This window comes from Dyadobacter ginsengisoli DSM 21015, assembly GCF_059568735.1.
The window spans coordinates 327987-341303 of the sequence record NZ_JCANTY010000001.1 but is presented as its reverse complement, the minus strand read 5'-3'; the positions used below and the strand labels follow the sequence as shown (position 1 = coordinate 341303).

The 13317-nt window shown below is 49.4% G+C and carries 9 protein-coding genes; 1 reads left to right on the top strand and 8 read right to left on the bottom strand.

What is annotated here, in order from left to right:
* The first annotated feature begins 93 nt into the window (after window positions 1–93).
* Window positions 94–942 (top strand): pseudouridylate synthase, encoded by an 849-nt coding sequence (locus BP71_RS01095; RefSeq protein WP_496375698.1) that lies wholly within the window; start codon window positions 94–96, stop codon window positions 940–942.
* 18 nt (window positions 943–960) lie between these two features.
* Here BP71_RS01095 and BP71_RS01090 read toward each other — a convergent pair whose 3' ends face one another.
* The 8 genes from BP71_RS01090 to BP71_RS01055 all read right to left on the bottom strand — a co-directional run bounded on the left by BP71_RS01090 (window position 961) and on the right by BP71_RS01055 (window position 13096).
* Window positions 961–2016 (bottom strand): fatty acid desaturase, encoded by a 1056-nt coding sequence (locus tag BP71_RS01090; RefSeq protein WP_496375696.1) that lies wholly within the window; start codon window positions 2014–2016, stop codon window positions 961–963.
* A 264-nt stretch (window positions 2017–2280) separates the two neighbouring features.
* On the bottom strand, window positions 2281–2823 hold the full coding sequence (locus BP71_RS01085; RefSeq protein ID WP_496375694.1) for a DUF3267 domain-containing protein: 543 nt from the start codon (window positions 2821–2823) through the stop codon (window positions 2281–2283).
* 144 nt (window positions 2824–2967) lie between these two features.
* The gene (locus tag BP71_RS01080) at window positions 2968–4521 is read right to left on the bottom strand and encodes an alpha-amylase family glycosyl hydrolase (protein ID WP_496375692.1); all 1554 of its coding nucleotides are present in this window, start codon (window positions 4519–4521) and stop codon (window positions 2968–2970) included.
* Between the two features lie 9 nt (window positions 4522–4530).
* Window positions 4531–5574: a SusE domain-containing protein gene (locus tag BP71_RS01075; protein ID WP_496375690.1), complete on the bottom strand. Its 1044-nt coding sequence runs from the start codon at window positions 5572–5574 to the stop codon at window positions 4531–4533.
* Window positions 5574–7151 (bottom strand): RagB/SusD family nutrient uptake outer membrane protein, encoded by a 1578-nt coding sequence (locus tag BP71_RS01070; RefSeq protein ID WP_496375688.1) that lies wholly within the window; start codon window positions 7149–7151, stop codon window positions 5574–5576. Before BP71_RS01070 ends, BP71_RS01075 begins: the two co-directional genes overlap by 1 nt.
* Before the next feature lie 26 nt (window positions 7152–7177).
* Window positions 7178–10147, bottom strand: a complete 2970-nt coding sequence (locus BP71_RS01065; protein WP_496375686.1) for a SusC/RagA family TonB-linked outer membrane protein — start codon at window positions 10145–10147, stop codon at window positions 7178–7180.
* A gap of 265 nt (window positions 10148–10412) precedes the next feature.
* The gene (locus tag BP71_RS01060; protein WP_496375684.1) at window positions 10413–12263 is read right to left on the bottom strand and encodes a helix-turn-helix domain-containing protein; all 1851 of its coding nucleotides are present in this window, start codon (window positions 12261–12263) and stop codon (window positions 10413–10415) included.
* A 521-nt stretch (window positions 12264–12784) separates the two neighbouring features.
* The gene (locus BP71_RS01055) at window positions 12785–13096 is read right to left on the bottom strand and encodes a hypothetical protein (protein WP_496375682.1); all 312 of its coding nucleotides are present in this window, start codon (window positions 13094–13096) and stop codon (window positions 12785–12787) included.
* Between the last annotated feature and the right edge of the window lie 221 nt (window positions 13097–13317).

Here is a 13317-nt window from a genome sequence, read left to right as displayed (position 1 = left end):
TCGCCCGAATCGGACCATTCTTACGATTGAGACCAAAAAGAACCACGGAGCCATTAACCTCCAGGAAACTCCTTAGACACTAATTCGCTACCTTTGCAGGCGGATACTGTGGAAGTATCCGTCCGCATGATTGCAAATGAAGTATTCAGAGATCTTTTGTTAGCACCCTCCGTTTCGTCGGCAGACGAATTCTTTACACCGTTTGAAAAAACTAAAACGGGCTATACGCTGCCGGATAAGTTCACATCCCCGTTTGATCAGCAACCACATCCGCTGGCTTTACGGGCTGCGAAAATGTTACAGTTGCACCTTCAAAACCAGCAGGAATGGCGGCATAACTTTGGATTATCGGAGGAAGCCGGAAATATCGCAGGTAAGATGTTCGGTGTTCTGGTGGTGGAGACCGAGTTCCATGAAATCGGATATCTCGCGGCATTTTCGGGAAAGCTTGGCGGTGGGAACCATCATAGCCGGTTCGTGCCTCCCATCTTCGACGGCCTCGCCAACGGCGGCTTTCTGAACGCGGGAATGACGGAACTTTCCCGGATCAATGAGTCCATCAGAATGCTGGAAGAGCAAAAAGGTGAAACGCACGAAGCAGTGGTCCGGAGCCTGAAAGTGCTGCGAAAGCGACACTCCGTTTCATTGCAGCATGAAATTTTTGATCAGTATCATTTTCTCAACCGGACGGGAAAGCGGAAAAGTCTGCGCAAAATATTTGCGGATGCTTCCTACAAAAATCCGCCCGCCGGCGCCGGCGAATGTGCGGGTCCTAAATTACTGCAGTATGCATTTCTGCATCACATGAGGCCACTCGCAATGGCCGAATTCTGGTGGGGGATGTCCCCCAAGTCCGACTTTTGGAAACATGGCCAGTTTTATCCCGCCTGCCAGGAGAAATGCGCACCGATACTGGCTCACATGCTGAGTGAAACCGCATAGCGGAGCGAAAATGGAGCGTTAGGGCATTTGTACGTGCTCCTCTTTTCCTTTCGACATGCGATGAGGGGTTTCGTATTCTTCGTAAAACTGCTTTTTTGAATCATGGTAGCTGGTTACACCGCCCAAAATGCTCAAAAGTTTGATATAATACCAAGCCATATCCACCTGATACGGTTTGAAGCCGCTGCGGGCGCTCTTGGGAAACAGATGGTGGTTGTTATGCCATTCTCCGGCAACTATGCCAGGCCAAAGCTGATTGACAGACCTGTCCTTATTATTATAGTCGATTCCGTCCCGTTGCCTGTCCTCACCTTTTCCATGCCCCTCGTAATTGAAAGTGCGCACCCCTACTGCCCAAAAGCCCGCTGCACCAAACAGTGTACAAGCAAGGGCATGTCCGCCCAGCAAATAGAAAGCTGCATACCAGAACGACCAGTTGAGTATCCAGGACAGAATTGCCCTCGCAGGGTGCTGATGTGAGCCCCACACCAGATACTGCGCGTATGTGTTCGCCTGCACTCCCGTATGTTTCATCAGGGATTTCACGCGACCATAATCAGATTCACTCAGATTCCAGGCAATGGGCTGATGGTTGACATCCGCCAAAAAACAATACAGAAAACCGCCCTGGGCATTATAAGGATCGCCGGGCAGGTCGGACTTGGCATGGTGGACGTGATGGGAAACGACATATATCTCTTCGGGAATCATACTCACGGTAAGATTCTGTGTAATGAAACGCCAGAATTTGTTCCGGAATGTGTACGCACCATGGGTACAATAGCGGTGATGCCAGATCGTCCCATGCGTTCCCATGATGAACATGCTGTACAAAAAAGCAGCGAGCAGCAACGGCAGGCTGAAAAATTTGAAGATAAACAATGCCAGGAATGGCACCATGCAGATCACTTTCACCCAGCTCATCAACGAAAGCCAGTTTCTCCTGTCCTGCATCACATTAAGGCGCTGGAAGAACTCCCGGAAAATCTCTTTGGGACTCGGCTTGATCAGGTTCCCGGATTCGTCTTGCCATCCGTATGAAGGAGGCCGAAGTACAAAGTCAATAAAAGCCATAGGAGTATATTTTGCCAGTTTAATAGCTGCTTTAATCTTGCTTCCGAAGGATTATTTGCATCGGAAAAGCTAAGTCACCGGCCAGGATGACGACAAGATCATGCCGTTTTACCTCGCAAAATACAACCTTGACGGGGTTAATAAAACAAATAGAAAAATATCTTTTCATCTGATTCTTAATTACCCCCGCACCGACCCTCACCGCGGACGGGTTATTAGTCGGTGCGGGGCTGACCTATTTTCGAAAATCCGGGCACAGCAACGCTAGCCTGTGATGATCACGCCGATCTTTTCGGGGTGGTCCTGAACCAGCTGTTTGCTATCGATGTCGCGTATCAGCCAGAGGATAAGCAGATCGCCCGTCGCGGCGAGTATAAAGAGGATGCCAAACGCGACAAGCCATCCGTTACCCAGAAACATGGCCCAGATATAGGGTACAACGCCGATCAGCAGAAGCGGCATGATAGCTACCACGCGAAACTTCCCTGCCGGTATCGGGACTTTGCTATGAAAGTAGGGGGTCATTGATTTCCACTGAAACCCAAACCTGGTTTCGCTCGGCTTAACCTTCCCGTACACAAAAGCCGTCAGGGCGTGGATAAGCTCGTGAACCGCAATTCCTACAAAAAATGAGGCTGCCATGATAACACCGATTGTGATATCGATTTCCTCAAATCTAAAAATGGGTCGGTGGTAAATCCACTGAAATGGGAATGAGAGAATAAAAAATACAACGATCGATGCGATGGTACCGTAAATCTGAACCTGCAAAACCGGCAATGTCAATTCTTTGGGCGAATGGCTCATATCAGCTTGATTAATGACCGGTTACAAAGGTGTTTACAAATTTGCTTTGAAAGAAATGCATCAAACAAAATATTCCTTTTTTGTTATCCAATAACACTAAAGTACCACTGCCGCTTCATCAGGCACTTTGAAACGATCGGGCGATTATTTCACGACCACGGTGCCCAATGCCGGGAGCCTAAGACTACCCTCTTTCATTGTGACCTCGTCAGAGCTGAATATTAATTTACCGGATTTAAATGCAGCCGGCAGCGTGATGATCTTCTCGCTGTCGCCCGTATTATGAATCACCAGTAAACCGCCGCTGGCATGCGGACGGACAAACGAGAGAATGTCTGTTTCACGGATGTCGCTGGCCATCAGGTTCGCGGGTGAAACCTGCGCCAGAGCTTGGTGGTTATGACGCAGTTGCAGGAGTTTTTTGTAATAATTAAAAAGTGAACCGGGATCGGCTTTTTGGGCTTCGAGGTTCTTCACCTTTTCGTCCGTGGAGAATGCCGGCTTCATCCAGGAAGTACGCATTTTATCTTCGTTTTTGGCCTTCCACAAAAATGGCTCCCGGATGTTTTCGTCAGGTTTATTTCCAAGCATCCCGATTTCTTCCCCATAGTATAAATAAGGCTCCCCCGGAAGGGTCAGCAGCAAAGCAGCAGCCATTTTCATTTTATTCAGATCCCCGTTCACGGCCGTTCCGATCCGGAGCTGATCATGATTGCCGGTAATGGTGGCATCCACAAAGTCGGGGTTCACTTTTTTGTATTCCGAATAGGTATTCAAAAGCTGTGCTACCAAATCGGATTGCGCTCCTTTACTTAATATCTTCTGAATCGCCAGCGAAGCATCGATGTTGAAATTGGCAGGTAAACCTTTGAAATAGGGCGCCACTTTATCCGGGGTCGTCCAGATCTCTCCTACCAGATATACGTCCGGTTTATAACCCGTTACTTTTTCGCGGAACTCCACCCAGAATGCCTGGCTTTTCCCGGCTTCCCAATCGGGGTAAATGTGCTTGGCGGCATCCAGCCTGAAACCATCGATACCCACTTCCTGCAACCAGAATCTGGCGATGTCATAGATTTCGTTCCGCACTTTGGGATTGTCAAAATTCAGGTCGGGCATGCCACTCCAGAACAGGCCGTAGTACTTTTCCGGACTGGCGTCCGGTATTGTATGCCAGGGGTTCACCTCCCAGGAATCCCCCGATTTCTCCCGGGTCGCAATACCCAGCGAGTCGATAGCCTTTTGCGGGAGCCACACATAGTAATCGCGATAAGGGTTGTCTTTCCCTTTTTGTGCTTCCAGAAACCATGGATGCTGATTACTGGTATGGTTTACCACCAGGTCCTTGATGATCCTGATTTTCCTTTTGTGCGCCTCCGCGATCAGGTTTTTCAGATCTGCCAGTGTCCCGTATTCCGGATCGACGGCCTTGTAATCTACCACATCATATTTGTGATAAGTAGGTGATTTGCAAATCGGTGTAAGCCATAGAGCGTCTACACCCAGCTCTTTGAGGTAATCGAGCTTCGCCGTGATGCCATTGATATCCCCGATGCCATCACCATTGGAATCGGCAAAAGAGCGGACAAATATTTCGTAACAAACACCCGGAGGCTTTGTGGACTGCGCCTGCGCCGCGGCTCCTCCGCAGAGGAACCACAAAAACAACAGGCCAGCATTTTTAATCTGAATGGTCATCGATGCTTTTTACTTTTTTGTAACCGAATAGGAATAATTGCCTGCATTGCTCAGATTCAGACTGATGATATAGGTACCATCGGCCTCGATCTTAATATTGTTATTCTCCGCCGTATCGGGGACGCCGTCCGCATTACCGTCGCCATAAGCGATCGCCCAGTCGTCGTTGGCCCTGAACTTGATTTCTCCTGCTTTCAAAGCCAGTTCCGCTTTCCAGATGCCGTCCTTAGCGTCAAATGTCATATCGTGGTCCGCGTCCCATCCCCCTTTTGTAGCCGATCCTATCACGCCCCAGGTTGTTTTCAAGGACGACCACGTGAGCGCCGTCAGGTTCGCTTTGAGCAGATAATATCCGGCGCCGGTCACTTTCAGATTGTCGCCTTTGCCCAGTTTTCCCGGGCCGCCTGAGCCGTAATCTCCCTCGTTCCAATTCGGCGCATTAGTCAGTTTGAACTCATTGCTTGCATCCGGGAAATACACATACCCTTCATACATTTTGTCGTCTTTCACCGACACCAGCTTCGGCGCTTTGTCAGGAGCCCAGCCCTGGTGGCTGCCCGGCACGTAAATGGCCGGATAAACGATCACCACAAAATATGGCGTTACTTTGATGGCAGTCACCGCCGAAGTCGCGTCCATACGCTGCGCAGAAGTGCCCAGCGAGGATACCACGCGCGCCTCGATCTCAAACAGTTGCCCCGCCGTCAGTTTCAGTTTATTGATCAGCAGGCTATTGATTTCCGAAGTTGTCAGCGACTTTTTCAACAAACTTCCACCCGCGATCTCTGCGGGCTTTTGAAAGTTATTCCCTTTTTTGTCAAGCTGTATCGTATAACCGACCACACTCTGGTAGCCATAGTCGACCGGCGTCCAGGAAAACTGGATGGCTTCTTTATCCGCATTCTCGTTTGTCAACACCAATGCAGGCTGGCTCACCGTCAGAACCGGTGCATTGCCCTGGACTGCTACCGTTTTTATTTCGTCTTTTTCGCAGGATGCAAGGGCTGCCAGGGCCACCAGTCCCAGAATTGTCTTTTTGATATGTTTTATCATTAGTTCTGTGTCAGATTAGGGTTCGCAATGAGGTCTGTCGCGGGGATCGGGTACAGGTTGAAACTCTCGGCCACCCCTCTTCCATCTTTCACGCCGCCTTTCCACGGCCACAAGTAACTTCCGGAAGTAAGCAGTCCGTACCGGATCAGGTCGGTGCGCCGGTGTGCCTCCCAATAGAACTCGCGGCCTCTTTCATCCAGAATGTCGTTCAGACTGAAACTTGTGACATTCCCGCTGGCATTCCCGTAAGCGCGCTCGCGAAGCTTGTTGATATAACCCACAGCGGTGGCATCGCTGCCGCCCGCCCCTCCTCTTTTGACAGCTTCGGCGTAGGTCAGGTACATTTCGGCCAACCTGAAAAGCGGGAAGTCGACGGACGCAAACGAACCTCCTGCTGAGGGTGCGGTTACACCTGCTTTGGTCACATTCCTGAACTTGGTGATAGCGAGCCCGTCAGTAAACACGGCAGGGTCTTCCATTTCAATTTTGTTTCCAAAAAACATCGCCCGCTTATCCTTGCTGCCGCTGTAATCTCCAAAAAGCAATGGCAGGTTTTTTGTCGACCGGTTACCGCCCCAGCCGCCATTGGGCACCCCGAATGCCGGCGGGTTCATGGCCGCGTTGATGGCCGCATTGATAATGAAGGTGGTACCGCCGTTGTTCTGCGTTTTCACCCCGTCGTAATTAATGGACAACAGCACTTCCGGGTTATTGACATCGTTATCCGCGAGGAAGAGGTTTTTGTATTCCGGCATGAGCGCGTAGCCCGACTTGATCACCTTATCGGAATACGTAACCGCCTCGGTATATTTTCCCTGACCTTTACCCAGATAAACTTCCGCATTCAGGTACAGCCTCGCCAGCAGCGCCCACGAAGCCGCTTTGTCTACCCGGCCATATTCATTCTTTTTGGGTTCGGTCAGCGTCGGTTCAATGGCTTTCAGTTCGGATTCGATGTAGGCAAACAGCTCGGCACGCTTGATCTGCGGGGGGATATATTTGCCAATCGGATCATTCTCAGTCACAAAAGGCGGATTACCGAACAAGTCGATCAGTACCCAGTACTGGAATGCCCGTAAAAACCTCGCTTCGGCGCGGTATGTTCTGATCTGATCGGCATCCTGGCCGGTAATGCCGCGTGCGCTGAGCTTTTCGTCCGACGATTCACGGATAAATTCGTTGCAGACCGTGACGTGAAACAAACTCCTGTTGTACAACGCACTGAGCAATACGTTGCCGGCGGTCCAGTTCAGATTGTGAAAATCGGGAATGCCCGGGTCGTTCCACACGCAGGCCGCTTCGTCGGTCGGGAGCTCCTGCGCATTCCAGAAGAGCCTGAGAAAATCGGCCTGCCCGGGATCTATCCCTGCCAGGTCGGACGTGGTGATACCGGTATTTCCGGCCAGTGCATAACTTCCGTACACCTTGGCCAGTACCATTTTGTAGTCGGCCAATGATTTATAGGCGATATCAGCCGTGATGGAGTTCGTCGGAGAAAGATCCAGGTCTTTGGTACAGGACGAAACCGACCCGATTACCAATGCTGAAACCGCTAATGTTTTAAAGAACACTTTCATATTTCAATGAATTAGAAATGAATGGATTAAAAGTCAAGATTCAGTCCCAGCACGAACGTTCTCGGCCGCGGGTACAGATTGTAATCGATACCTCCGTTGACCTCGGGATCCAGACCTGTATATTTGGTCCAGACAAACAGATTCTGGCAGGTTGCATTGAGGCGGAGGTTCATTTTGTTTCCCAAAATCCTGCCCGCGTTATAACCGATGCCGAGGTTATCCATCCGTAAGAATGAAGCATTCTGAACATAGTAATCCGACTGATACTGGTTATTGAAAAAGCCGGTTTTGTAAATGTCCGTGGTGCTGTTGCCCAGGATATTGTTCGGGTTGAGGATATTCCTTTCCACCCCAAAGTTCGAGGCCACGTTGTTATACATGTAGTTGCCCAGATTGGCCCTTAAAATTGTATTCAGGCTCCATTTCTGATAGGTAAGCTGTGTGTTGAAACCCAGCATCACTTTCGGGAATGGTGATTTGTAACGGTATTGGTCCTTCTGGTTCACCATCCCGTCGCCGTTCAGGTCGGCGTATACTCCTTCCAGCGGCGCACCCTGCTGATCATAAACCTGTTTGAAAACATAGTATGAAAAGGTATTGTGGCCAACCGAATGGATCTGAATACTTTGCCCCGTTCCGCCGGTGATTCCGCCGGTTTGATTCCCTGCAAATTCGGGATCGCTTACGGCTGTCAGGTTAGTGATTTTGTTATCATTGTAGGTGACGTTGAATCCCGCATCCCAACTGAAATTCTTAGTCCTGACCGGCGTCCCGTTGATTGTAAATTCGACTCCCTTATTTTCAATATTTCCTACATTCGTCAATATCTGATTGCTGAAATTGGAGCCGATGGGAATAGGCACCGTGTTGAGCAGATTTTTGGTTTTCTTGAAATAGACATCCAGACTACCGCTCAACCGGTTGTCGAAGAAACCATAGTCGAGGCCGGCATTGGCCGTTGCCGTTTGCTCCCACCTGATATTCTTGTCATAGGCAGCCGGGGCTGTCATGTTGTAGAATGTATTGCCAAACTGGTATTGGGAAGCGTTGGAGCTGATCGAATAAATGCCCAGGTAAGAATAATTGGCGATGCCGTCCTGGTTACCGGTGATCCCGTAACTCAGCCTGAGTTTCAGATCGGATAATTTGCTGGCCGAATTCAGAAAAGACTCCTTGTTGATCCGCCAGGTAAGCGCAACGGAAGGAAAAACACCCCAGCGGTTTTCGGGCGCGAAGCGTGAGGAACCGTCCGTGCGGACCGATCCGGCAAGGATGTACCGGTCGTCGAGCGTATATATGAGCCTTCCATAGTAGGAAATCAATGTGTTTTCCGGAATATCGTAATCGAATTTCGGCTGGGAGCCTTCGATGATGTCGCCATTGGCGCTGAAACTCGGATAGAGGTAATTCTTGGTTGAATTGTTGTAGTAACCATAACCGGCGGTGGCACTCAGGGTGCTTTTTATGGCCTTGAAGTCCTTCACATAATTGAGGTAAAACTCGGCTACCTTGTTATTCCCCTTCTGCAGATACTTGTTGTTCTGCCCTTTGGTGGTGAAGCTTTGCCCGGCATATTCGGGGACAAAAGTGGTCCCGTGCCCCTTGGAGATATCGTAACCGAGATTCAGGTTGGCGTGCAGATCGGGCAGGAAATGGAACATATAATCGAACTGCACATTCCCGAAACTGCGTTCCACATTGCCTTTGTTATCCTGTAAGCGGATCAGTGAAACAGGGTTGCGAGGCGCATTCGGATTAAGCGTTGCCGCCCCGGCTTCGTCCCTGGTTACCCATTCAAAGTATCCGCCGAAAGGACTGGTTTCGTCCATCACAGGCTGCGTGGGATCAAACTGCACGGCATTGATGATGGCTCCCTGATTGGCAAAATGCGACCTCGTAATGGCGCCTTTCAGGTTCAGGTCTATTTTCAGGTGTTTGTCAAACAACCTCGGGCTGATGTTCACCGATGCCGACGGGCGCTGCAGTTTGTCGCTGATCAGGATCCCGTTTTGCATCAGATATCCCAGCGAAATCCGGTAAGGCATGTTTTTCAATGCGCCGGAAATGCTCAGGTTATTGTCCGTACTGACGCCGGTGCGGTAAATCTCATCCTGCCAGTTGGTATTGGCTGTGCCCAGGATCGCCTTTTGCGCATCGGTTCCGTTGGCTTCCACATAAGCCCGGAATTCGTCCGCGTTGAGCGCATCCACCATTCTGCCGATTTTGGAAACAGCCAACTGCGTATTGAAATTGATCGTCGGCGCACCGCTTTTGCCTTTTTTGGTGGTGATCAGGATCACGCCATTCGAAGCTCGGGAACCATAGATTGCGGTCGCAGAGGCATCTTTCAGGATCGTGAACGTCTCGATATCATTCGGATTAATGAGGCTCAGCGGGTTCGCCGAGCCGTCGATCCGGTTACCGCTCAAAGGCACCCCGTCGATCACGATCAGCGGATCGTTACTTGCATTCAGCGAAGCACCACCACGGATCCGGATCGTACTGCCCGCACCCGGCTGCCCGCTGTTGGAAGTGATCGAAACACCAGCCACTTTCCCCACGATCAGTTGCTCGGGGCTTTGAATATTTCCCTGCTGAAAATCCTTCGATGAAACGGACGTAATAGAACCGGTGAGCTCCTGTTTCTTTTGAGAGCCATAGCCGATCACGACTACTTCGGCAAGGTCCCGGCTATCGTCTTCGAGCGTCACATCGATAACACTGCGATTTTCCGTGGCCACCTCTTTGGCCATTTTACCTACAAAACTAAAAACCAGTGTGGCCTGCGCAGGAACATTTCGAAGCGAGTAACTTCCCGTCACGTCCGACTGCGTTCCGGTCGAACTCCCTTTAACAAGGACAGTCACACCTGGCAGCTCGGAGCCGTCTTTGGCATCGGTGACCTTTCCGGAGACCGTGGTTTGCGCGCTCGCCGGCAAGCTCCCGAACAGGAGCAACAGGGCAAAACAGAGTAATTGTTTGTAATGCTGATTCATCTTACAGAGATAAATGATGGTTAGTTGCTTGGTAACATCCGATCAGTTCACAGGCTAAAATCCTATTAATTATCAAAATATTACTTAGCAAAAGTATCCCTATAGAAGTCCTCTGTCGCTCCACTTCCCTATTCCGGCCATTTTTTTGATTTGCTCACCAGACAACATATAATCCACTAATATCCAATACATTATGAAACAAGTTTTCGAACCACTTTATAAAATGGCACTTATTTATTTCAAAGTTTTAGGCGGAAAAAGTCAATTATTCGTCGAGCCGGCTCTCGTTGTAGTAGTCCCGGGGTGTCTGACCGGTGATCTTTTTGAAGGACCGGTTGAAGGCAGTTTTGGAATTGAAGCCCACTTCGTAGGCAATGCTGAGCAGCGTATAATTCTTGAACTTCGGATTATCCACGCGTTTCTTAAACTCGTCGATCCGATAGGAGTTGATGAAATCGAAGAAGTTCTTTTCGAAGCCGTCATTGATTACCCTGGATAATGTATGCGGCGGCAGTTTGAGCTTTCCGGCCAGCTCGTTGAGGCTTAATTTCGGATTGGTGTAGGGCTTGTTGCTGACCATGTATTCCTCGACCTGCGCACGGACCGTCTGCATGTCCTCCGGTTGTTCCGATTTTTTGTCCGTTACGGTCTCTTCATTTTCCGCTACCGGAGCAGGGCTTATTTCCCCGAAAATGGACGAAGGCTGCGGTGAGATTTTGAAAATCTCGGGTTGGTGAATAGCGAAGTAACCCACAAAATAGGTGATCATCGAGAAGGCCAGCCATATGGCATCCACGCTCCGTTCGACGATCTGCGTCACGTCGAATTCGAACCAGTGACCCAGTCCCAGCATGATGAACAGGAAATACCACAACCCAAGGCATATGGCCTGGATGAAGAGTACGGTGTTCAGATAATGCAGGTTCTGCTCATAAGAAAAATGGCTCTGGTATTGCTCCCTGTAAAACCGGAACGTGCTGCGGAAAAGGAACCAGAAATAGGTGTTCCAGGCCAATGCGAGCAGTCCCGTCCCCAGAAAAACCGCCATCAGCTTCCAGTCCTGCATCATAAAACTGAGTTGCAGTGTCCTGTCACCCATGAGAAAGAACGGCAGGTAAACGAAACACTGCAAAATGGCAGGCAGGAACAAAAGTACCTGCCTGACCGGCTTGGCTGACTGGTTGAAAAGCAGTTTTTGTAAATAAAGATAAAACAGCGGAACGTACAAAAACAGGACGAAATCCGGTATCAGCAGCAACTTTGTGAAAGCCTGCGCAGCCTCACGGTAGCTCGCGATAGTGCGCAGCAGGATCATCAGCGAGGCTACTCCAATGGTAATAACAAGCCAGCGGTTGGCGGCCCTGTTGTAGTTTTGTATCGTGGGAATGGCGATAATCAGCAACAAACCCTGAAACACGGAGAATAGCAACAGCAGGTCATAGATCGAATAAAAATGAAATGATGCGGTGAGGTCTTCCCAACCGTCTATTTCCACATCGACCGACATGTGGTTGATCTTGGAATCCCTGTAAATCACCCGGTTTGGTCGTGCTTTGCCGCTTTCACGTCCTTCGATGGACTTCCAGTTCCCCCTCGTGAATTTGTATTCTACGGGATCTCTTTCCGTGTGAATGGTGGTCCTGTACGTTCCGTCGACATTTTTATAGAGCTTGTAAAGCGGATTGCCTGCCTCCCATTCATTGAAGTTACCGGTAATGAACAACTGGGCGTCGTGCGGAGTGTTTTCCGGCAGCTTTTTGATAATGAAGGTGTATACGATCTTCTTTTCCCAGCCACGGATCCGTATTCTGAGCAAATGCTTATCGGTCGTCGCTACCGGATCATACACCCGGTTGCGCAGTGGTGCGCCTGCGGAGTCACCTTCCACCATCGTCCAGTTTCCCTGGGTAATCTTGTATTCAAACTTGGCGGGCGTGTAAGGCAGCTCCATGAAATAGACTCCGGATTCGTCTTTTTTAAAACGGTAGTCCGGATCACCTGGACTCCAGTTGTTAAGGTCCGAAGCGAGGTACAAGGAAGAGCCCGGGGTAGCCAGCGGCGGGGTAGCGACGATTTCGATACGCAGCTGTGCTAAGGCAGCGTAACTCAGAAGCATAAAAAACAAAGTCGCCCTAAATCTGGTCATTCAGTGATTGCAATCTTCAACACCGGGTGTGCCCGTAACTGGTTCAATCGATTGCGGGCAAATTTAAGGATTTTAATCTGATACTCCCGGAAAGCGCTTGCCAGACCCACTTTTATGTCTTTGATTAGGATGCGCACCAGGGTGGGGTGTCTATTTTACTAGAGAGAGTATGAAATGCAAAAACACCTCTAAAACAGATCGGCCAACTAAACCCGGCCAGGAATCGTTTCGTATCTTTCTGTCTTGACCATCTGTCCTGTCACGGGTATTTGGATCGATCATACCAATGCGTTTTTTGAGTTTATTTTTCTTGTTTCTTCCTTCTGTTTAGGCTTGAACGCAGCCGCAATCATCATTTTTCCCAAGTTACGAAATATCACCTGTTTATAAATGGGGTTAAATTAAAGAAAGGGACAGCGGCGGCTGACCGCAAAACAGTCACAACTTTCACGTACGGTTGCTACTTATCCTGAGCCCGGGATATTCGATTCTCAGGCGTCAGATTCATCTCCATGAGCCTTAAGGTGCTGCCTGTCTTCCTTTAATAGCTTTTGTAAAACCGTTTGCTTTTTGAAAAGCTGTTTGATCAGTGTTACCTCGGCCAATGGCTCCTTAACCGTATCGGCGATTACTTTTTCAATAGTGGCCAATACATCTGTGCGGATGGTGCGGCGTGCTGCGCTGCTGACCAGCTTAGCGGTCTGCATCCTGTTTTGGTAAAGCTCCTGTTTGATAATGGTTGCGCGACCATTGACATTGTTTGTGACTGCACTGTTTAAAGTCAGGACAAGCACCTCATCCAATAAATAATATTGGGGACCCCGCAGGGATGGATGATAAAGAAAATCTAAAGCAGGTACCGGATCGATTTAGTAAATAAAACTTGTATAGTATTCTGAGTACATTAAATTTGACCTGTTGTCTGGATTAAACTAGACAAATGTGAAAATCGGTTACGCAGGGGTCTCCACTTAAGATCAGAATTGGAAATGCAGCTGAGTACTTTGGGCAAATGAGGCTGTGA